At 36.6% G+C, this 21,538-nt stretch carries 18 protein-coding genes and 1 pseudogene; 6 read left to right on the forward strand and 13 right to left on the reverse strand.

All coding sequences use genetic code 11. From position 1 onward, the window contains the following. Positions 1–322 precede the first annotated feature (322 nt). Positions 323–1,372, forward strand: coding sequence for a homogentisate phytyltransferase (locus F6K40_RS27965; RefSeq protein ID WP_293140420.1), 1,050 nt, complete (start codon positions 323–325; stop codon positions 1,370–1,372). Positions 1,373–1,700: 328 nt separating this feature from the next. On the opposite strand, the gene F6K40_RS27970 is transcribed toward F6K40_RS27965, so the two are convergent. Then, entirely contained in the window at positions 1,701–2,036 is a 336-nt protein-coding gene (locus F6K40_RS27970) for a XisI protein (protein WP_293140422.1), read from the reverse strand. After that, entirely contained in the window at positions 2,024–2,440 is a 417-nt protein-coding gene (locus F6K40_RS27975) for a XisH family protein (protein ID WP_293140424.1), read from the reverse strand. The genes F6K40_RS27970 and F6K40_RS27975 overlap by 13 nt, the downstream gene beginning before the upstream one ends. Before the next feature lie 323 nt (positions 2,441–2,763). Here F6K40_RS27975 and F6K40_RS27980 point away from each other — a divergent pair. From F6K40_RS27980 to F6K40_RS28000, 5 genes and pseudogenes are all read left to right on the forward strand, one after another. Next, positions 2,764–2,868 (forward strand): annotated as a pseudogene (locus tag F6K40_RS27980) (homogentisate phytyltransferase); the annotation flags it as partial. A 453-nt stretch (positions 2,869–3,321) separates the two neighbouring features. After that, on the forward strand, positions 3,322–3,537 hold the full coding sequence (locus F6K40_RS27985; protein WP_293140426.1) for a hypothetical protein: 216 nt from the start codon (positions 3,322–3,324) through the stop codon (positions 3,535–3,537). A 146-nt stretch (positions 3,538–3,683) separates the two neighbouring features. Further along, complete coding sequence (locus F6K40_RS27990; RefSeq protein ID WP_293140428.1) at positions 3,684–4,856, forward strand: choloylglycine hydrolase family protein; 1,173 nt, start codon at positions 3,684–3,686, stop codon at positions 4,854–4,856. 465 nt (positions 4,857–5,321) lie between these two features. Further along, complete coding sequence (gene cobA, locus F6K40_RS27995) at positions 5,322–6,875, forward strand: uroporphyrinogen-III C-methyltransferase (RefSeq protein ID WP_293140430.1); 1,554 nt, start codon at positions 5,322–5,324, stop codon at positions 6,873–6,875. Positions 6,876–7,288: 413 nt separating this feature from the next. Further along, positions 7,289–8,197 carry a hypothetical protein gene (locus F6K40_RS28000; protein WP_293140432.1) on the forward strand — a complete coding sequence of 303 codons (909 nt, stop codon included), beginning with the start codon at positions 7,289–7,291 and terminating at the stop codon, positions 8,195–8,197. A gap of 97 nt (positions 8,198–8,294) precedes the next feature. Here the strand turns inward: F6K40_RS28000 and F6K40_RS28005 are convergent, their stop codons facing one another. The 11 genes from F6K40_RS28005 to F6K40_RS28055 all read right to left on the reverse strand — a co-directional run bounded on the left by F6K40_RS28005 (position 8,295) and on the right by F6K40_RS28055 (position 21,518). After that, positions 8,295–8,429 (reverse strand): hypothetical protein, encoded by a 135-nt coding sequence (locus F6K40_RS28005; protein ID WP_293140434.1) that lies wholly within the window; start codon positions 8,427–8,429, stop codon positions 8,295–8,297. Positions 8,430–8,502: 73 nt separating this feature from the next. Next, positions 8,503–8,919, reverse strand: coding sequence for a ribosomal maturation YjgA family protein (locus F6K40_RS28010; RefSeq protein ID WP_293140436.1), 417 nt, complete (start codon positions 8,917–8,919; stop codon positions 8,503–8,505). Positions 8,920–9,231: 312 nt separating this feature from the next. Next, positions 9,232–9,684: a hypothetical protein gene (locus F6K40_RS28015; RefSeq protein ID WP_293140438.1), complete on the reverse strand. Its 453-nt coding sequence runs from the start codon at positions 9,682–9,684 to the stop codon at positions 9,232–9,234. Between the two features lie 729 nt (positions 9,685–10,413). After that, positions 10,414–11,616 (reverse strand): lipid-A-disaccharide synthase, encoded by a 1,203-nt coding sequence (lpxB, locus tag F6K40_RS28020; RefSeq protein WP_293140440.1) that lies wholly within the window; start codon positions 11,614–11,616, stop codon positions 10,414–10,416. Positions 11,617–12,249: 633 nt separating this feature from the next. Continuing rightward, entirely contained in the window at positions 12,250–12,729 is a 480-nt protein-coding gene (locus tag F6K40_RS28025; RefSeq protein ID WP_293140442.1) for a MerR family transcriptional regulator, read from the reverse strand. 1,190 nt (positions 12,730–13,919) lie between these two features. After that, the gene (locus F6K40_RS28030; protein ID WP_293140444.1) at positions 13,920–15,272 is read right to left on the reverse strand and encodes a hypothetical protein; all 1,353 of its coding nucleotides are present in this window, start codon (positions 15,270–15,272) and stop codon (positions 13,920–13,922) included. 167 nt (positions 15,273–15,439) lie between these two features. Beyond that, a complete protein-coding gene (gene lpxA / locus F6K40_RS28035) occupies positions 15,440–16,267 on the reverse strand; it encodes an acyl-ACP--UDP-N-acetylglucosamine O-acyltransferase (RefSeq protein WP_293140445.1) in 828 nt (275 codons plus the stop codon). A 3-nt stretch (positions 16,268–16,270) separates the two neighbouring features. Beyond that, positions 16,271–16,795, reverse strand: a complete 525-nt coding sequence (fabZ, locus tag F6K40_RS28040; RefSeq protein WP_293140446.1) for a 3-hydroxyacyl-ACP dehydratase FabZ — start codon at positions 16,793–16,795, stop codon at positions 16,271–16,273. A gap of 621 nt (positions 16,796–17,416) precedes the next feature. After that, positions 17,417–20,104 carry a M66 family metalloprotease gene (locus F6K40_RS28045; RefSeq protein ID WP_293140448.1) on the reverse strand — a complete coding sequence of 896 codons (2,688 nt, stop codon included), beginning with the start codon at positions 20,102–20,104 and terminating at the stop codon, positions 17,417–17,419. Between the two features lie 165 nt (positions 20,105–20,269). After that, entirely contained in the window at positions 20,270–21,220 is a 951-nt protein-coding gene (locus F6K40_RS28050; RefSeq protein WP_293140450.1) for a UDP-3-O-acyl-N-acetylglucosamine deacetylase, read from the reverse strand. A 94-nt stretch (positions 21,221–21,314) separates the two neighbouring features. Continuing rightward, a complete protein-coding gene (locus F6K40_RS28055; RefSeq protein ID WP_293140452.1) occupies positions 21,315–21,518 on the reverse strand; it encodes a hypothetical protein in 204 nt (67 codons plus the stop codon). Positions 21,519–21,538: the final 20 nt, after the last annotated feature.

Genomic DNA, 21,538 nt, shown 5'->3' on the forward strand with positions numbered 1-21,538 from the left:
TCTCAGCAATAAAAATGAACAATGTAGTTTAATAGACTAGACTATTAAGGATAGCTGATAGACTTCTATCCATACTTTTAATTCTGTCAAATCTCTCAACTGCTTTTTCCTTTTTTAAAAGTAATGAAGCTGATAGTCGATAGCTGATGGCTGACCGCTTAATGTTTAGGAAGGAAGAAGAAGCAAGTATTTAGCTTAATTGCTACTCTTAATTATTTACCCTACAAAAGAGGGAGTTTAGGTTAAGAAATTTAGTCAATTTTCTTCGATCTTTTCTCCTTGTTTCACCAATACATTTAAAGAAAAATAATTTGAGGTCATTATGGGAGAATTTTCTGGTTATCAAGAGGCAAAATTTACAACTAATTTAGTGCAAAAATATGTGCCGTGGCTTTATAGCTTCTGGAAGTTTGCTCGTCCACATACAATTATTGGTACAACATTAAGTGTGCTGGCTTTATATCTAATTGCTATAGGAACTAAATCAAATTTTTTTAATCAATCTTTCTTTATATATAGTTTAATTCTGTTATTGGTAACTTGGATAAGTTGTCTATGTGGAAATGTTTATATAGTGGGATTGAATCAGTTAGAGGATGTAGAAATAGATAAGATTAATAAGCCTTTTCTACCTATAGCTGCTGGTGAATTTTCTCGTTTTTACGGTCAAATGATTGTGGCAATAATGGGTGTTTTGGCTTTAAGTTTGGCTTTGATTGGCGGACCGTTTTTATTAGCTACTGTGGGTATAAGTTTGGCAATTGGTACAGCTTATTCTTTGCCTCCTATCCGATTAAAAAGATTTCCGGTTTTGGCAGCATTATGTATTTTTACTGTGCGGGGAGTAATTGTTAATTTAGGCATCTTTTTAAATTTTGTTTGGGGATGGGAAAAAGTTGAGCAAGTCTCAGGAAGTTTAAATAAATGGATGGGTGAATTAGGTGAAATAATTCTACTCAAAAAAAGCTTGGTAATTCCAGAAATTCCTCCGACAGTATGGGCGCTAACTTTGTTTGTGATAGTCTTCACTTTTGCAATTGCTATTTTTAAAGATATTCCAGATATTGAAGGAGACCGTCAATATAATATCAATACATTTACGATTAAGTTAGGAGCATTTGCTGTTTTTAATTTGGCAAGATGGGTATTAACAATTTGCTATATCGGAATGATTATTTTTGGTGTAACTTGGTCGGCAAATATTAATTTAATTTTTTTGGTAATAAGTCATTTATTTCTTTTGGGTATAATGTGGTGGCGTAGTCAAAAAGTAGACCTGGAAGATAAAAAGGCGATCGCTGATTTTTATCAATTTATTTGGAAATTATTTTTCCTGGAATATCTAATTTTTCCGATTGCTTGTCTTTTTTAAGTTAAAAGTCATGTATTTAAAAGTCAAAAGTAAGAAAATTTATAATTATGACTTACGAAACTTCTAAAATAGTGTTTAAGTTATCCAGAAAAATCAACCACAAATCTATGGTAAATATGCTTTCGTGAAACTTACATTCTTGACAATGAAATTAAGCAGATAGAACAATAGAAGCTGAAAAAATATGGCTTGAACTGATAGGTAAAATGCCTATATAAATCAGAATAATGCAACATCATAGAGCATTTATTCAGTCACAACAAATTTGGTGTATTTATTTAACATGATAATTTCACCAATAAAAAACTAAAAATGGATATTGCCTAATTTATTTCATGCCAAAACCTGTGTATTTTCTTACTTCTGGTTCATGGAAACCCAAGACAATATCTTTTTTTGGAATACCCCCTTTTACTAATTCATCAGCAATCCCATCTTCCGTGTTGTCGCACTGAATCCAAACTTGATCATCTATAATTTCAACATGAATTAGACAACTATGAAAATGTTTTTGCTCTATCCATCCTTCTGAAATAATCACATATTGCCCATTTTTATTGTCAAAAGCAGCACGATTTTTAATCGGAACATTGGAATATTTAATATCAACATAAGGCTGCATTACTTGACAGATAATCATCTGATAATTTCCTAATTTATCCATTGTATAATTTCCTCCTTTTCGGGATTAAAAATAATTAGTTTTAAGCTGTTATCCTCTAGCAACATTTTACCGATTTCTAAAGTGAATAATCTTTCAAACACTGCTTGTCTGATTGCTATATAGAGCAATCTTTCGGAACGGACATATTTGATAACTTTGTAATATAAATAGTATTGACCCAAAGTTTGTTTGAGGTCTTCTATTTCGGATTTGCCAACAAAACTTTTAACTTCTATTGCTATTTTCTGCCCTTCTTTTTCGGCAGCTAAGAGTTTTTCTGCTCCTAAATCAATAAAGATATCTTTTTGACCAATTTTAAGACTTAAAGGATCGTCGGTAATTACCCATTCATCTTTAATTAGTGCTTTTTTAACGCATTCGTGGTAAATATCTTTGGCTGGCATTTTTAAGAATAAATAATGACTATAGTTATATCTAAGACATTATAGTTTTGATTGACAATATATATTGTCTTTGCTTAAGTCCTGTCACAATTCAGAGTCAGATGAATCTATTCCTAGGAAAAGTATATATCGTTGGAGCTAGACCTGGAAATAAAAAATATTTGACTGTCAAAGTACATTCCCTAATTACTAGAATATAAAAATTAGGCATAACTACTAAAGTTAACTCCAGAATTAGAAAAAGCTTTTGATGAAACAAACTTGAATTGATATTACTAAACTGGGGAGATATATATTCATTCATAGATTACTTTTAACGTTAAAAAGTAGACCTGGAAGGTAAAAAAGCGATCGCTGATTTTTATCAATTTATTTGGAAATTATTTTTCCTGGAATATCTAATTTTTCCGATGGCTTGCCTTTTTTAAGTTAAAAGTTAAAAGTCAAAAGTCAAAAGTAAGAAAATTTATAATTTTGTCTGACTTTTAATAACTAGATTCCCCAGAAATTGGAGATAGATATCTCATACCAATTTTAAAAAAGAATATTGTAAATGATGCAATTACTGATTTTATTTATTGGCGTTGGTGATTTGAGGTATGATTTCTTGTCCGTCTACTTATTCTTTCTTCTTCTTTCTTTCCTCCTGACTCCGTACGGACGTTGCATGCAACGTCCCTACCTCCTGACTCCTAAATAATTAAGATTAATATCATACACTAATTCACCAACGCCTATTTATTGGTGAAAATGAACTATTCGACCAAAATAAACTGGTGGATATTATCAAAAATATCTCAGGAGTTGAAAATATCCGAGAAGGAGAATTTGTCGGTTCTATCCTGGAATTTTAATTTAGCGAAGGAGAGGATTTTACCACGGTGCGTCTGAGTGGCGATCGCGAAACTATTAGCATTTTTGGGCTAGGAGATACCAGTTTAAAAATTGCTTTGTCAATTCAAAAAGGCTATCCTCAACCAATTATCGCTGTGGATTCAGATTATAGTTTTGAGCTAGTTTTAGATAAGATAAAATCCCTCGATGAACTGCGTAAAAAAATCTTACAGTCGTCTTATCAAACAGTTAATTTAATTTAGGAATTATTTTCTACAGACTATATCTTTAAATGTGTAATGGAAAAATTAGGTATAACTACTCGTTGTATTCGGCGCAGAGAATAAAGTATTAGTTATTGTGTACAGCATCAAAAATTAGCTGAGTGATGAAAAACATAAAATCAATAGTGCTGACATTGGCTTTAGCTTTTCTGTTTTGTTTCATTAACCTAATGCCTGTTGCCTATGCTTGCACAGGTATCACCCTAACAGCAGAAGACGGGGCTATAGTCTATGGTAGAACAATAGAATGGGGGGCGTTTGATCTAGAGTCTCGAATATTGATCCTGCCCAGGGGCCACGAGTTTACAACTGAACTCTCTGACGATGAGAACGTCCATTTGCCTGGCATAGAGTGGACTGGCAAATATGGAGTAGTAGCAATAGATGCCCTAAATAGGCTACTGGTTGGTGATGGCATGAATGAAGAAGGATTAGCTGTTGGAGTCTTTTATCTCCCAGGCTTTGCTGAATATATAGATTATGATCCAACCATTGCAGAGAAGTCAATTGGACCGAGCGATGTTGCCCACTATCTTCTTTCTACCTGTGCCACAGTAGATGATGTTCGTGAGGCAATAAACCAGATCGAAGTGGTAAACGTTATTGAACCAATTATTGAGATGCCTCCACCATTTCACTGGATGGTTAGCGATCCTTCGGGCGAACAGATAGTGATCGAATGGTTACAAGGCAAACCAAAAATCTTTGATGCGGAATTAGGAGTTATTACTAACTCCCCAACATACGACTGGCATATTACTAATTTACGAAATTATGTCAATATATCTCCTGTAGCTCTTCCAGATCGGGAGCTTGGTTCAATTGATTTTAGCCCATTAGGTGTCGGTAGTGGAATGATTGGGCTTCCTGGAGACTTTACACCTCCATCACGTTTCATTCGTGCTGTTGCTTTTACTCAAACTGCAAGAGAAACCACGGATGGACTGGAGACGATGTATGAAGTGTTTCGTATACTTGACAATTTTAATCTTCCGCTCATAGCATCTGAGGAATCTGATGATAAAGATATAGACACATCAGGAATGCGGAGTTCGACTCTTTGGACAACGGCTCAGGATATCACAAACAAGGTAATCTATTACCATACTCAAAACAACCGTCAAGTACGAAAGATTGATGTTGGTAGCTTAGACTTTGAAACTATTAACGAGATGCAGACGTTCCCCCTTGATATAGTCAAGGAACAGAATATTGAGGATCGGACTCCTGGAAAGGAGAGCGCTTCACCCCAACCTAAAGCAATGCTTTTAGATTTTAAATTGAAGATTGAAAATTAAATAAGTAAGGAATGAGGATTTTATTATCTACACGAGTTAATTGTTTAAAGTCCTCACTTGAGTTCTTTCAAAAAAATTCTGGATTTTATTTAATCCTCATTCCTAAGTAGTGGGATATAAACAACTCCCACTATCTAACTTTTGATGCGATCTAGAAATTAAGACCTCTCATCCAACCTCCCTGTTTTCTTGAAGGGATGGGGGTTGAGAGGTTACAATTTTTCAATGGGATTTTGTTTTCGATGCTTTATCGCCTAAAATTAACTTCAGAATTAGAAAAAGCTTTTGATGAAACTAATTTGAATTGGAGAGATTAACTGATATCAAATCTGGAGAAAAGTTGTCATTGCAACGATAGGAAGCAATCTCAGAGATTTTTGAGATTGCTTCCTTCCACTCCGTTCCAGTCGCAATGACTTGGATATAGTAATTATCTGGATTTAATTATAATAACTGATAACTGAAATGAAAGTATATATCCTTGGAGCTGGACCTGGAAGTAAAGAATATTTGACTGTCAAAGCATATTCCCTAATTACTCAAGCAGAAGTCTTAATTTATGATGCCTTAGTTGATGACTCAATTTTAGAATTAGTACCAGAAAATTGTTTAAAAATAGAGATGGGGAAACGTGGCGGTAAACCCAGTATTTCTCAGTCAGAAATTAATAGCTTGTTAGTAGAAAAATGTCGTTTAGGTAAACAAGTAATTAGACTAAAAGGAGGAGATCCTTTTATTTTTGGTCGTGCTGCTTCAGAAATTCAAGCATTAATTGAAGCTGGTTGTGAATTTGAAGTTGTACCAGGAATTTCTTCTGCATTAGCTGCACCTTTACTGGCAAATATTCCTCTGACAGATGCAGTAATGAGTAGAGCTTTTGTAGCTTTAACTGCTCACGATATTGAAGCATTAGACTGGGAAAAAATATCTCAGATTGAAACTTTAGTAATTTTAATGGGGGGAAAAAATTTAGGTGAAATTGTACATCAGTTATTAAGACATGAAAGAACGCCTCAAACTCCTGTAGCTATTATTCAAAATTGTGCGACTCCTAAACAACAAATTTGGATTGGTACTTTGAGCGATATTGTTCAACAAACTTATGCTGAATATTTGTCTCCTTGTGTGATAATAGTGGGGGAAGTAGTCAGATTAAGAGATTATTTACAGTATCCAAATAATATGGTTAGAGAAAAGTCAGAAGCAAAAGAAATAGCACCTTTAGGAAATAAAACTATTTTAGTAACTCGTTCAGCAGGTCAGTCGAGTAAGTTTACCGAGCGTCTAAAAAAAGAAGGAGCAAAAGTAATTGAAATGCCAGCTTTAGTTATTACTCCGCCTTCAAGTTGGCACGATCTAGACTTAGCTATTAACAATATAGATAGTTTTGATTGGTTAATTCTGACTTCTACAAATGGAGTAGATTATTTTTTTGAAAGATTAGCAGAAAAAGGGAAAGATAGCCGTGCTTTAGCGGGAGTAAAAATAGCAGTAGTTGGTAAAAAGACGGCAGAAAGTTTGAAGACTTGTGGTTTAGCAGCAGATTTTATTCCACCTAATTTTGTTGCTGATTCTTTAGTGGCAAATTTTCCCGAAAAATTGAGCGGAAAAAAGGTTTTATTTCCCAGAGTAGAAACAGGTGGTAGGGAAGTTTTAGTGAAAGAATTAAATAGTCAAGGTGCAGAAGTAATAGAAGTAGCTGCTTATGAGTCTAATTGCCCAGAAAATATTGCACCCGAAGCTTTGTTAGCTCTACAGAATTTGCAGATAGATGTTGTTACTTTTGCTAGTTCTAAAACTGTGAAAAATTTTTGTTATTTAATTGGGGAAAACAAAGATAAGTTACCCGAAAATTGGTTAGAAAATATTTGTATTGCTTCGATCGGACCTCAAACTTCTCAAAGTTGTCAAAGTTTATTAGGTAGAGTAGATGTCGAAGCTAAAGAATATACTTTAGATGGATTGACTGAAGCTATTATTATTAAAATTAAAAAGTCAAAAGTCAAAAGTCAAAAGTAAGAAACAGGACTTACGCAAAATACGAAACTATACACCACCTGTAGGGGCGAATGGCATTCGCCCTTAGTAGATTTAAGCACTTTTTCTCTTTATCACCCCTACTTATGGCTTGCGTATGGAAATCCAAAAGTCTTTATATATAAAGGTTATAGCCTTTTTAAATCCGGAAAAAGTGCAGCTTTTCCGGCTAAAACCAACAAAAAGTTAGGATTTTTAAGCACACTAAGGGTAGAAAAATTGAGGAATAATTTTTCCTCTTAATTTCTCTTTCCTCCCACCCAGAGCACACTTCCTAAACGAACCACACTCCCCACCCAGACTACACTCTGCTTTTTTCAGCAAACCATATTTATTGAGCGGATATGTTAGAATTATTGCTAAAGTTCGTTTTAACTTCTAAGAGAAAATCAAAGATGAATAAAATTTGGAAAAATTTGGCGATCGCTAGCATAGCAACCCTAAGCTCGGTAGCTATGGGAACTAACCAGGTAAACGCAGCCCAATTTAGATTTGACTTTAATTCAATTGGTTTTGGCAAAATAGGTGAAGGTTTCTTAGATATTGACGACTCAGTTTTGGGCCCAACAGGTACGGGGACTTATGCATTAGACGAATTAGGCAATGCCACCTTTAATTATCAGGCTCAATACCCAAGTTGGTCTATAACCCACCAGACGCCCGCCGACTCTCCAGTGTACTTTGAGTTTCAATCCGGTCAATTGACGTCGATCACAATGAACGATCTAATTAAGGATCCCTTTCTGGAGATTGGAGATGATATGAGCGGAATAGATTCTTTGTTTGCTGTCTCTGGTGGTAGTTTTTCTATAGGCCCTTCCCAGTCTTTTGAGATTCCCGTATCGGGGATAGTCCCGAACGATATTCCCTTGTTAAGTTCTCTTTTATCATCGAATCTTACTCTCTCTGAAGTAACTTCAAATTTCTTGCTAAGGGCGCTGATGTCGGACATCAAAATGTCAGATGTATTAGCTCTCCTAGAAGACGTTCCGTTTTTAGAGATTCCTCGCATCGACAGCGCTTTTGCAGATATTCTTTTACTGGACTTTATCGCCAACAATCCCCAGTTGCTAAATATCCCACTATCCGAACTTGCCTTATCCGATCTTCTTCCTATCATGCCGCTGTCTGGGGTTCCCTTGGGGCAGACAGTTTATGGTAGTGTAGAATTTCAGACGGAAGTAGCTTGGAATGGCATCCTGAATCAGGGAGATTCAGTATCAACCCCGGAGCCAAATATGATTATAGCATTGGTGATGTTAGTGTTGGGCGGTTTGCTCGTCAAGAAAAATCCCCTATCTTGAGGTTAGAGTACAGAGATAATATCATGTCCGGTAGCATCGGAGCGTGTATAGAATTTTAAGGAAGAAGTAGGGGCAACCCCTACAACAGAGAAAAATCTTAATTATGGCGGTAGATATTTCCCCAATTTTTACACCAACAATGCCAACGAACATGATATAAACCTAATAAATTAAGATTTACTGAAGTTTTGTTATACAAATAAGGAAAATGGGGTAAAAATAAAACCCACATTCCCCACGACAAAATTTGGGTTATAATATTTTTTTACCCTCAAAGCACTCCAACCTACTTAGGATTTCTATAACTATAAATTTTCTTCCATATTCTTATTTTTCTTATCTGTATAAAACTTCAAATAATGTAAAATTATCCAAGTCAACGTACAACCTAATACATAGTACCAAAAATCCCACCAAACAAAAGTATTTCCTAACAATAATCTGCCAATTAAAGTCTCTCTAATAGCTTGTAAAAATGGTGGCTTCCATAATTGCAAAAATTCTATAAATGAGGTGGCAATAAATACCCAAAAAGCTACTAAACCTGGTGGCAGTTGCGGTCGAATAAATATCGCCAATAAAATCCAGAATGCTTCATAAAAAATCGAACTCAAAGAATTATTCAACCATTCAGAAAACATTCCTTCATAGAACTTAGTTACCAAACCTAAAATTACAGTAAAAATTAAACTTATGAAAATAATAGTTCTGTATTTTTTCATGTTAATCTACGTAAGCATTCAGCCGTCAGCTATCAGCTATCAGCTATTACTTTTATTTTTATTTTTAGATGAAAGTTTTACTAACTGAATCAGAATTAAATCTTACTACAAAAGCTGGCTTGAAAGTCAATATTAATTTAAACCCCCTCCTTTTGCGCTTGAGCTGACGGCTAATAGCTGAATACTTACTAATCTACATTCTGCATTTCAAAAGGTAGCATCAAAAATAAGGAGTAAGGAGTCAGAATGAATAGGTTTGATATCGTTTTTATTGCTCCTAACTTCTGAATTCTGCATTCTAAATTCTAAATTCTAATTATATGGTGCAGGTATACAAGAATTAGTAAATAGCCATCTATCATAACCTTGCTGATAGGCATCAATATAAATTAACTGTTGTCTTAATTCTGCTAAATCTAACTCATTCATTCCCAGTTCTGGAAATTCATTTAATCCAGCTTTTGCTGTCAAACAACCATCTTCAAACCCGATAGTTTGCAAATACATTTCACTTTGATTCATACCGATGTACTCACCTAAGTCAATTTCAAACTGTAGATAACCGCGAAGATAAGCATCAGCATAAATTTTCTGTTCTATTCTTTCTACTATATTTCGTTTCTGAATTCCTGCTTCTATGAATTCAGCTAAACCAGATTTAGACCTCTGATAACCATCAATAAAACCTTGAGCTTCAAGGCTATTTATTGTTTCTTTTGAGACAATGTTACTCCTAATTTCTCCAGAAAAAATTGGTTTTTCCATAGCTATTATAAAATTCAGCAATAGAAATGTTTTTCCAGCAAAAGTAAAAAATTTTGAATAAATTTTTTTCGTTTCTATCACTATGTTATACAAATTTGAAAAAAGAATGTTATATCAAATCCGGTAGCATCGGTATAATTAGATAGTAAATCTAGGAGTCAGGAGTCGTAGGGGCGATTCGCGTTTGCGGAGCATTCCGTAGGAAATCGCCCGTACAGGAGTCAGGACGGAAGAGAACTTAGAAAGATTTACTCTTTGCTAAAAATGAAGATTTTTTTATACCGAACCCGAGCGGATTTGATATTACTAATAGTCAGGGCAATAAAAAGACTTTACAGGAGATGTCCCTGTAACAAAAAAGAGAATTTCAGACCTAAAAAATAGTATTGAAGCTATTTTTTTCTGAATTTTGACTCCTTAATTATAACTGCTGACTCCAAAAAGAAAACAGTCAAATAAATTCAAAATTCTTGCATTATTAATTCTTGCATTATAACCTCTGCCTGTTTGCTCCGCATGACCCAGGAAAGTCAGAGGCTTGAAATAAGGAAAATATTTTTGATTTTTTCGTTTTGAAGAACGAGAAAAAGAATCCTTAATTAAACAATTATTGAAATTCACTTAGAACCAAAATTTTTGAACTTTGAATTTTGAATTTTGAATTCAAAAAATGGTCATTTGTAGCAAACATTTATAAAATTGTTTTTTTTCTGAAAAATATTTTGATTGTCAGGTTAAAACTAAATCCAAAATTACTTGAGCAGCTCGATCGCCAACTCCTTCTTCTCCCAAAGATTGACGCATTTCTTGATAATCAGCTAATGTTTGAGCGCGACGTTGAGAATTTAATAAAAGTTCTAAAGCTTCAGAAACAATATTGTCAGGAGTAGCATTTTCTTGGAATAATTCTGGCACAATAGACTTCATTTGTACCAAGTTAGGTGGAGACATAAATGGAATCGAAAACCTCAAAATATTCCTAGCAATCCAAACAGTAATAGGATTAACCTTATAGATTACGACTTGAGGAACATTGAGCAAAGCTATTTCCAAATTTACAGTACCAGATTTAGCGATCGCCAAGTCCGCTCCAGCCAGAATTTCTAAATTATTACTCTCGAGTATTTCTTGACTCTTTTGTGGCAAAGTTGGATAAATTGTTGCCTTTAATTGATACTTTTTAATTGCCTCTTCAATGGCATAACGATAAATCTCTAAAGATAGAGGAATCAGAAAATGAACCTGGGGTAATTTTGCTTGAATTATTTGAGCAGATCGAAACATTATAGGCATTAAATATTTAACCTCCTGTTGTCGAGAAGCAGGCAATAAAGCAATCGCCAAAGTATCAGTATCTATTCCCAAAATGCTACGAGCTTTTTCTCTAGTAGGAGCCATTTTTATCCTATCAATAATCGGATGACCTACCCAAGTAACGTCAGCTCCCTGTTGCCGAAAATAATTTGCCTCTCCTGGAAAAATAGCCAGAAGTTTATCTGTCAAATTAACTATTTTAGTTGTTTTATCCTTTCCTAGAGACCAAACCCATTCTTGAGGAGCAATGTACCAAATAATCGGCAAATTCAGCCAGGTTTTGCGAATATAATTACCAATGCTAAGATTCGGACCCATGTAGTCAATCAAAACAACTATATTAGGGGATTCATTGTGTAGATATTCCTTAGCTTTTTGTTGAACTTTCAGAGTAGGAAAAACAAAAGGCAAAGATTCAATAATTCCTACAGAACCAATTTTAGTCGTATTTTCCAACAAAGTAGCACCAGCAGCAGCCATGCGAGCGCCCCCCAAGGCGACAATATCCAAATTTAAACCCTGAAGTTGAGCTTGACGGTAAAGTGCTTCAACTAACAGGGCACCTTGTAAGTCTCCAGAAACCTCACCTGTACTAATAAAAATTTTGATAGGAGTCATTTCAGTTATAAGTTATAAGTTATCAGCAAAATTTCTAAGCGTAGGTTGGGTTGAGGCGCTCACACGGATTATGCCACGGATATACGGATTAAGAGGTATAACGTAGCTTGCTCTCCGTAAGGGTAACCAAACAATGATAATACTTTGTTTGGTTTCACTTTGTTCTACCCAACCTACATTGAGCAGCAAAATTTCTAAGCGTAGGTTGGGTTGAGGCGCTCACACGGATTATGCCACGGATATACGGATTAAGAGGTATAACGTAGCTTGCTCTCCGTAAGGGTAACCAAACAATGATAATACTTTGTTTGGTTTCACTTTGTTCTACCCAACCTACATTGAGCAGCAAAATTTCTAAGCGTAGGTTGGGTTGAGGAACCGAAACCCAACAACGATAACCTAAACATCTAACCTTGATTTACTTCTGCATTCTTCTAAATATTTTATAAATATTTTAGATCATCGCGATTGTTTACTTTTCTTTTTTTGTAAAATAGGAAGCTCAAAATCTTAATACTGTGACGATTTCCCACAAACAAGCAGCACAAAACCTGCTGAAGTTATTGTCAGTTAAGCTGCTCACAGCGAATAAATATTTTTTTGTGACGAACAAGCGTGACGAATGAAACCAGACTAGATGGCAAGTTGTTTGCTCGGTTCCCTTGCAGTACTTGGATCAAGGTTAAATTCAGTATCTAGAAATTGCACTGCCTCATAAGTCTCAATCCACACATGAGCACCACAATTTGCTGGTTTGTAAGGTCGATAGACGATATAGCAAGGACCTGAAATATATAACTCATAACCATAATCGTTGCGCTTGCCGTCCTTGAGAGACACTACTGGTTGGAATTGCTCTGGAGGCTTTCCTTTATTACCTTGAATGTTGTGTTGATTAACATGAATCATTTGTGCTTTCTTCGCTTGTTGCTTGCGCCAGATACCTTCGGGACCGCGCCGAGCCGGAATTATTCTAGGCATTCCACTTTTAGATACTGGAATTTTCCAGAATCTACCATTTTTTTTAGCTCCTTTGACTCTTCCTTGAGCAAGTAAAACTAATAAACGTTGACGAGAGATACCTAATAAAATAGACGCTTGTTTAGTACCCATGATTCTTACCTCAACTCTTGGCCAATAGTAAAGTTTACTTCATTACTATAAAATTTACAGGATGTAACCTGAAAACAAAGGTAAACCAAATTATTGGTTTTGTCAACAAGAGAGTTTGGACTTAAAAGTATGAGTGGTTAGGGTAGGAGTCAACTGAGATGGCCCAAAGTTGAAACCTTGAAGTCCCAAACCTGAACTAAGAGGTTTCAAGCCACATTTCGCACTACATCTTGTAGTGCAAAGCCAGGAGTCAGGAGTCAGGAGTCAGGAGACAGAATTTAGGGGAAAATCATAGCTGCCGTGATTTAGTGATCAATAGTCGTAGGGGCTTTCCGGCCGGAAAGCCCCTACTTAATTTTTGGTATAGAATCCGGGTAATTAGTTATCGTATTACTGAGGAGTAATGAGTAATGAGTAATGAGTAATGAGTAATGAGTAATGAGTAATGAGTAATGAGTAATGAGTAATGAGTAATGAGTAATGAGTAAGGAGTAATGAGTAAGGAGTAAGGAGTAATGAAAATGCATAAATTTTTAAATTCGTGCTTCTAGCAAACACATATTTTAGTTGAGGATTTTTGAATGCGATTACTGTATAACCGGATTTTATATGACTCGTAATTTGATGAACGAAAAAAGTAATTGATATCAAATCCGGTTGATTGGACATAAAAAAAATCTCAAATCGTCATAACTACTCAATCTTTGTAATTCTCTCCCCTCCTGACTCCTGACTCAATCAAGACTGAAGCAATCTATAACTGTTTAACCGGATTTGATATGAGATAATCTGCATAGTATAAATACTTACAGCAATGCATGAGGATAGTGAGGTACACTTGAAGATTAATTTCTATCTTTGCAGTTCAGGCTTCTAGCCTGTAACAAGCAAGATGGTTGTGTTACCACTCATTACTAAATGAAATTTTGTACCTCACGCGCGGGCGTGAAATTGCTGTAAGTTAGATGGAGCAGGCAACTACCCCAAAACTTTGTGCCGAGATCGATTACTGTCAAACTAGAGCCTTCACCGAAGATGGTCTGTGTCTTTAAGAGTTTAGGAATTACCAGCCTTTTAACGACCAGTGATGAAGAAAAATATGAAACACAAAGCCCCTAACAGCAATGCTAGGGAATCCCCTGCTGTCTCGTAGAGCAGCGTCGGGAGGATGTCAATAGAAAGTTCAAACCTCAATTACTTCTTTTCAAGTCAAAGCGACCATAATTCTCAATATCAAATGACAAATCTTGCCTCTTTTTCATAGCATTACGGAGTGCACCAGATAAATCCACATCTGGGTCTCTATATATAATACTGATTATAATTACTCTACGTTGAGGAGCTGTCTCTTGTTCAGTCCCGGAACATTGTCTTTTGTATTTTCCTAACGTCAAAGTGTATCTTTCCTTGGCTTTGAGATTGTTATGCTTCTCTAAAGCTTGCTTCAACCATTTACCCAAATTGATAGCTCTGTCGTAAGATCTCTTGTCTTCTGAGATTGTTTGTCCCTCACATGAAGCAGTACCAACACTAATTAGTTCAGAAGTTTCTCTAAAATTAGAAATCATTTCTTTCCTAGAGAGCAACGGAGAAATATCAGCAACTTTTCCATTTAACTCAATTTGATTGTCGCTTCCATATTTCCAATTATATTTGTCTGACAAAATAGCAAATTGAAACTCAGCTTGTTTTTGGTTTTTATCCTTTCCTTTAACTCTAGGTATAACTTGAAATTCACCAATTTTGACATCTTTTATCAAAATTGCCTGAAGCTGGATTGGCAATATGGTAAACTTAATTGTCCCGCAATATTTCCTACCTTTTAAATTTTCCTCAAAAACCAGCTTTTCTAACAAAAAGCTTAAATCATCCTTACTTACAAGTTGTCGAAGTTTAGGTTCATATTCTTGAAGTCGATTAATAATTACTTTCTCTTTTTCTTCTTGTATTTTTTGCCAAGGAGCGTTCCTATCTGAAGCACAGTATTCCTCTTCAAATTCTATAGGTTTAAACATCTTATCTTCAAGGTTTTGATTTGCACCAAACTGTATGCAAGACTCACCAAAATTTCTGTGGCTGTTAAGATATAATAGTTTTTCTTTTCCTAAAAAATTATTTATAACTACAGACTCTTTGAGAATATTAAGCAGCTTTTCTTTTTTAAGATTATAATCATACTTACCTATGCTATCTATCAGCCTCTTTTGGAAGAACCTTTCAGATACCTTTTTCTTGGCTTCCGAAAGCAAAAACTTCTTAAATTCGTCAATGCTATTGTATGCTGATTGATAAGAGTAATCGCAATATTGATATACAACTGGTATCTGTACTGAAATTATCCAAACCAGCATTATAAGCATCGAAGTCACAACCACTATAAAAGATATAAGATTCTCAGAATCCCATTTTACCTTTAATCTATAACAATAATCAATAAAAAGATAAGTTATATAACCTATCAAAACAGCCGAAAGGCATAGAAAAAAGAAGTCAACAACTTCGTTGCTGCCAAGTAATTGTAGAGTATTTTTTTTTTCAATCATAAAAATAGAAATAAACTTTTCTGTAGTTTTATACTTAAACAGGAATTACGCAAAAACATTATCTATTCATTCAATAACTTGACCTGTTTTTCGTCGATATAAATTCGATAAGTACAGCTAAGAGCTAGGATAGCTCAAATTTTCCTTTCTATTTCACAAAAACTCTACTAATTATCAACTTCCTCTAACCTTTCTTTTTTCAATATTTTTCCAGGCATCGGTCCACGACGGTTAGACTCAAGAGACAAACTTAAGAACTGATGCAATTCCTGAATATACTTATTCTCCGACAATAACTCTAATTCTTCTAAAGCTTCACTCAAAACCTTACCCGAACGATAAATAATCCGAAAAGCCTTTTTCAATACTGCCAAATCTCCACTCGTCAAACCAGCACGCTTTAATCCCACTAAATTGAGCGATCGCACCAAACAAGGATTCCCCTCCACCAACATAAATGGTGGTACATCTCTAACTACACGACTCATCCCACCCACCATTGCCATTTTGCCAATATTAACAAACTGATGAATACCCAAAACTCCACCAATTACAGCTTTAGACTCAATTTTGACATGACCTGCTAAAGATACAGCATTAGCTATTACCACAGAATCTTCAATAATACAATTATGAGCCACATGAACATAAGCCATCAGCAAATTGCCATTACCAATAACGGTACTCTCTCCTGCATAAGTAGCACGATTAACAGTAACAAATTCCCTAATTCGGTTATTGTCCCCAATTTTTACGAGACTCGGAGCGCCCGCATATTTTAAATCTTGTGGTTCCAGACCAATAGCTGCCCCAGGAAAAATTCGATTGCCAGAGCCAATTTCCGTTGGCCCCTCAATTACAACATGAGCGCCAATGGTAGTTCCTGCCCCTACCTTGACCTGCTCCCCTATTACAGCATAAGGACCCACCTGCACAGTGGGATGTAGGTTAGCATTTTCAGAAATAACTGCTGTGGGGTGAATCAGAGTTGGCATATTTTAATCCATCATTGAAAACATCAAGTCCCCTTCTGCAGCTTTTTGACCATCTACTTCTGCAATACCTCGTATTTTGCCAAACTTACCACCTTTAACTGATAGTAATTCTGTGGTTAATATTAGTTGGTCTCCTGGTACTACTGGGCGGCGGAATTTTACCTTATCCATGGCTGCAAATACAAATAACCCCTTCTGAAGATTGGGCATTTGAGCCAAGATTATACCTCCGACTTGAGCCAATGCTTCCATGATTAACACCCCTGGCATAATTGGTCTTCCGGGAAAATGGCCTTGAAAATGGGGTTCATTAAAAGTCACATTTTTAATTCCAACTGCTTTTTCTCCCGGTACATATTCTATGATGCGGTCTACTAAAGCAAAGGGGTATCGGTGGGGTAATATTTTGTGAATCTCTTCAATAGTTAGAATATTGGCCTCATTAGTTGCAGCATCTTGATTTGGCTGAGTTTGAGGGTTTTCTGTGGTAGCTATTGAATCAGTTGTAGTTTCTTCAGGGGTTGACATTTGTCTGGTTATTTATTGGCGCTCTTAATTTTACCATTCAGAGTGGTAATTCTAACATTAACTTTTGCAGGACCTTAGGCAACATGGGTTTGAAACACTACATAGGGTTTGCGTATGGAAAGTTTTCTGGTAGGGTCAGTCCTCAGTCCTCAGTCCTCAGTCCTCAGGAGAAATGGGAATTATATCAAAAAAGTTAATAGGATTTCTTCGTGCCTACTTAATAGTTTTTTTACCACATATAAAAAGCGATCGTTACCTGAGCTTCCATGCGACTTTTAGCAATATTTCAGCAAGCCCTAATTATGGTCTGCTGAAATATTGCTAAAAGCATTTACAGGCAAAGGTTTTAGCCTTTTTAAGTCTTAAGAAAATGCCAGCTTTTCCGTTCAAAGAGCTGCATAAAGTGAGGATGAGAGAGCAGACAAGATTTGATCTCCTCACCCTTCCCACCCTTCCAACACTCCCCACACTCTGCTTTATTCAGCAAGCCCTAAGGTAGAAACGGCTAGTTACCCGAGCGTCTCCTCTCAGATCTTTGCCTGCGGAATTACCCCACAAGGTTCTCTGGTGTGGCTCACTTCACACTCTGCCTTAACCGGAATTACGGTTTGACTTTCTGGTTTACCTGTTTACCACAGCCATTGAACGTGGGTGGGAGAAGTCTAAGTACTCCCCATTTTGCGCTCTCACGTTTTTTAGATCGAAATGAGAAACCGTTGGATTGAAAGCCGCTATACGATTGTAGGACAAATTATCCCAGTCAGATAAAACGACTGCCGTTCCTTCAGACGCTCTTACATAGACAGGTTTATTGTAAATAAACTCTGGCAGTGAGTATCCAGCATCTCCACCTACCGGAAGACAGTACTCATCTTGCGTATCTAAGCTTACAATACAGCCTAGTGGCTCACTTGATTTAACTACTTTCATCGAACGGGGATGGGAGAAATCCAGAAACTCACCATTATTCGCTTTCACATTTTTGAGATCATCGTTAGAGACGGTGCCTATAAAAGTGGCAATACGGTTGTAGGATAAATTATCCCAATCAGATAAGACGACTGCCGTACCTTGAGGGGCTTTCACATAGACAGGTTTATTGTAAATAAACTCTGGCAGGGAGTATCCGGCATCTCCACCTACCGGAAGACAATACTCTTCTTTTGTATCGACATCCACTATACAACCTTGGATTTCTGATTTAGTAGAAACCACGCTAGTATTCAATTCCTGCTGAGGTTCATTTAATTCAATGGAGGCTAAAATATTGCCATCACAAGAAACATTAGCACTGTAAGGCTTCAGAGCTTCTTCAATGTTGACATGAATCTTGTTCATGTAGCCCTGATCGAGTCGTCTTGTATGTAAATTAAAGACTTTTGTACCAGAATTTCGGGTAAAGACATTGAGTTTACAGGTTGAATCAGTGAAATTGTCTTCATAAACTGCTCCGAACGATCCATGTAAAGCTGGGTAGATATAACTTGATAACTGCTTATTGGGGTCGTAGTAACCAACTATTGTTGCTATAGGAACACCTTGCTTATAGGGTTTTCGTTCAACCTGGCTGTTACTGGCTGTCATCAGGTCATTGTTAACCATGTTTTTCCATGGGGACATTTGTTTTGAATTTGCATCCCACTTGCTAAAGCCTGTTGGTGAATCAGGGCTGAAGACTGCTTTACTCTCGGAGAAGTTTTGGATTTTGTTTAACTCATATGGCGTGTGAAGCGTATAACCATTTTGCACAGTGTAGAGTGGGGCACCACCAGACATGGCTCCTTTACCAAAGCGGTGTCCTACGAACGGGAGAGTACATTCACTTTCATAACACTGTTCTTTGTTGGTGATAATCTTCTCAAAGTTAGGGATGAAAAAATTGTGATCAGCATCCCAACCCCATGTAGAGTTAACTTGATCCGCAGGTCTGTCGATCGCACCATTGAAGCCTCCTGGATAATGACCCAAACCAAAGTTGTGTCCCAACTCATGGCTGAACTCATTACCAATGGATGATTCTAGTGTAACCATCCCATTACCGCCAGATAATCCATGCACTTGTACACCATTAACGTATTTGCCCACTGCGTTGTGTGCAGTAAATTGTGCGGAGGAGAAAGGGTGCCATCGCTCGCTACCTCCACCCGAAGAGTTAATCCCATAGTTAGCATTATCAATACCATGGGATACGAGTATTTTGGCGATTTTTTGTCTCATTGTACCGTCATATACACCGCCTTGACTCGGATCGAAATCAGTGAGGAGGTCACCATTTGGCAACATGACTTCAGTAAAGTATTGAGGTTCGTATTCAGAAACTGTCAAACTGCTGATAGGGAGTTGCTGGAAATATTGGCGATGCAGTTCAGGATCTTTTTGAAAACTAAATTCATCTCTTGGTGAAGTTAACATTCCCAAATCAATAGTGTGAATAATCAGTTCATTAGGTGCACCAATATTTAGATTGGTAACTTCACTTTCTTTATTCCCACTTTTGAAGGATAGTTGAAGACCAGGTTCGATAATGCTTGCCGGCAATATACTCGAAAATGTCTTACTGATGTATGCTATCTTATTCAGCTCTATATCCAGAGATGAATACCAAATGCCATCCACGTTTTTTAGAGTAAACTCATTGCCTCGACTAAGGGTGAGTGAGTTGTTGGTGTAGAAAATGTTTGAGTTATAACCAGCATTAGAGTTAAAAGTTACTACTTTATTGCTGAACTGCTCACCATCAGGCAAATGAAAATCTCTAGTCCAGTTACCATCACTGGTTTGTATGTGGATAGAGTTATATAAATTGAATAACTCTTGGAAGTATTGACCTTCGGGATCATTCTCAAAATTACTTAATGTTGCATTATCAGATATTGTTCTACCAAACTCACTTGGTTTTGAAATTTCGCCATTAAAATCAGTTTGTCCTGCAATCTTGGTTAATTTATCCGGGGTAATCATCATACCTTGATCAACAATTTCATTGTTACTGTTTTTGGCAGTCATGATAACTTGGCTATGGTTTTCTTTAGGCTTAAATAAAACCATAGTCTTTCGTAAAGAAGTCAGATGTGGTTGAACGTCATTTTGTACACCATGATGGGATGGCATGATCGAGTTTTGTACAAAACTAACAGAACCAGGAAAGTTGCCATGGGTATCAGACTCAAAATTATTCTGATTGAAAATAATCTGTTGGTTATTATTCTCCATAGCAAAAGCAAAGCTATAAGGTGTAGTTCCTAAAATAGCCGTTAAGATGCAAGCTAAAACAGTCGTTAAGATGCAAGCTAGACGTTTCTTTTTCATAGCAGATAACTTCAGTTAGATTAGTATGTTTTGCCGATGGATAGGAAATCCAACGGGAAAAGGCGGGTTAGCGAAAGTGGGATTTGGAGACTCAACCCTTGTAGTCTTGTTCACAAATCATTTAGGATTACGATAAATGAAATGTCAATATTTGTCTTTTTAGGATCAAAGTAATTTGGCACAAGTAGTTAACTTTGAAATTTTTTGGGCTAATTGGATATGTAATTTATGACTAGCTTTGTAAGCCAAATAATGAGCTTGAGGAAAATTTCCCAATAAACTCAAATCTCCAATTAAATCTAATATTTTATGACGTACTGGTTCATTTGTCAATCTTAAGGGTGGATTTAACCATCCAGACTCACTGCAAACCAAAGCATTTTCTAAAGTACCACCTTTAATTAAACCAGCTTCCCGCAATTGGTCAATTTGATGGGCTAAACCAAATGTCCGAGCTGGAGCAATACAGTCAGCGAAACTTTCTGTTTTTGGAGACCAACTATACCACTGATTACCAATAGCTGGTAAATCAAAATCTATGCCATAAGTAAAACGAGTTTCTGGACTAGGTAAAGCAGCAACAAAACTATCCCCCTGATGTACCCATACTGCTTCAGTTATTAGGTTTGGGGTGTGAATAATCTCCCCATCTCCCCATCTCCCTAAATTCCCATCTTCCCATCTCCCTAAATTCCCCACACTCCCCATCTCTCCATCTCCCCATCTCCCCATTTCCCCATCTCTCCCCTTTGCTTCTGCTAACCCTACAGAAGCGATCGCCTCCACCCATATTTTGGCCGAACCATCCATTAGGGGAACTTCGGGACTATCAATTTCAATTCGAGCATTATCTACTCCCATTCCTGTCAAAGCAGCTAACAGATGTTCTACAGTACGGATGCGAATATCTCCTATGCCTAATTCTGTCGAGAGAGTAGTAGAGATCACAGAAGATATTCGAGCATTAATGATTGGGGTTTCAGGCAAGTCAACCCTAACAAAATATCGCCCTGAATTTTGAGGAGCAGGCATAACCTTAATATGAGATTTTATACCACTATGTAAACCTACTCCTGACTCTGAAAATTCTGCTGCTAAAGTACATTGATGATTCATAATTCTTGTAATATTTTTTTTATCAATAGTAAGAAATAGGGAATTAGGTTAGGTATAGAGGCAACAGACAAAAGAGATTCCTAACAAACATTTATCAAAATGAATATAATACCATTTTTGATAAGGGCAGAAAAATCAGGGGATAATTCTTCCGACTACCTCTGCTATAATTCCCCGTTTCTTCCCACACCTCCGACACCTCCGACACCTCCGACACCTCCGACACTCCCCACACCTCCGACACTTTCCACACCTCCGACACTCCCCACACCTCCGACACTCCCCACACCTCCGACACCCCCCACACCTCCCACACCC

Origin of the sequence: Okeania sp. SIO3I5 (assembly GCF_010672085.1) — a bacterium.
Taxonomy (GTDB): Bacteria; Cyanobacteriota; Cyanobacteriia; order Cyanobacteriales; family Microcoleaceae; genus Trichodesmium.

What these genes read in the sequence shown, in the direction of transcription:
- F6K40_RS27965 (WP_293140420.1), top strand. Translation starts at nt 323, where the DNA reads ATGGGAGAATTTTCTGGTTATCAAGAGGCAAAATTTACAACTAATTTA.
- F6K40_RS27970 (WP_293140422.1), bottom strand. Translation starts at nt 2,036, where the DNA reads ATGGATAAATTAGGAAATTATCAGATGATTATCTGTCAAGTAATGCAG.
- F6K40_RS27975 (WP_293140424.1), bottom strand. Translation starts at nt 2,440, where the DNA reads ATGCCAGCCAAAGATATTTACCACGAATGCGTTAAAAAAGCACTAATT.
- cobA (WP_293140430.1), top strand. Translation starts at nt 5,322, where the DNA reads ATGAAAGTATATATCCTTGGAGCTGGACCTGGAAGTAAAGAATATTTG.
- F6K40_RS28000 (WP_293140432.1), top strand. Translation starts at nt 7,289, where the DNA reads ATGAATAAAATTTGGAAAAATTTGGCGATCGCTAGCATAGCAACCCTA.
- F6K40_RS28005 (WP_293140434.1), bottom strand. Translation starts at nt 8,429, where the DNA reads ATGTGGGTTTTATTTTTACCCCATTTTCCTTATTTGTATAACAAAACT.
- F6K40_RS28010 (WP_293140436.1), bottom strand. Translation starts at nt 8,919, where the DNA reads ATGAAAAAATACAGAACTATTATTTTCATAAGTTTAATTTTTACTGTA.
- F6K40_RS28015 (WP_293140438.1), bottom strand. Translation starts at nt 9,684, where the DNA reads ATGGAAAAACCAATTTTTTCTGGAGAAATTAGGAGTAACATTGTCTCA.
- lpxB (WP_293140440.1), bottom strand. Translation starts at nt 11,616, where the DNA reads ATGACTCCTATCAAAATTTTTATTAGTACAGGTGAGGTTTCTGGAGAC.
- F6K40_RS28025 (WP_293140442.1), bottom strand. Translation starts at nt 12,729, where the DNA reads ATGGGTACTAAACAAGCGTCTATTTTATTAGGTATCTCTCGTCAACGT.
- F6K40_RS28030 (WP_293140444.1), bottom strand. Translation starts at nt 15,272, where the DNA reads ATGATTGAAAAAAAAAATACTCTACAATTACTTGGCAGCAACGAAGTT.
- lpxA (WP_293140445.1), bottom strand. Translation starts at nt 16,267, where the DNA reads ATGCCAACTCTGATTCACCCCACAGCAGTTATTTCTGAAAATGCTAAC.
- fabZ (WP_293140446.1), bottom strand. Translation starts at nt 16,795, where the DNA reads ATGTCAACCCCTGAAGAAACTACAACTGATTCAATAGCTACCACAGAA.
- F6K40_RS28045 (WP_293140448.1), bottom strand. Translation starts at nt 20,104, where the DNA reads ATGAAAAAGAAACGTCTAGCTTGCATCTTAACGACTGTTTTAGCTTGC.
- F6K40_RS28050 (WP_293140450.1), bottom strand. Translation starts at nt 21,220, where the DNA reads ATGAATCATCAATGTACTTTAGCAGCAGAATTTTCAGAGTCAGGAGTA.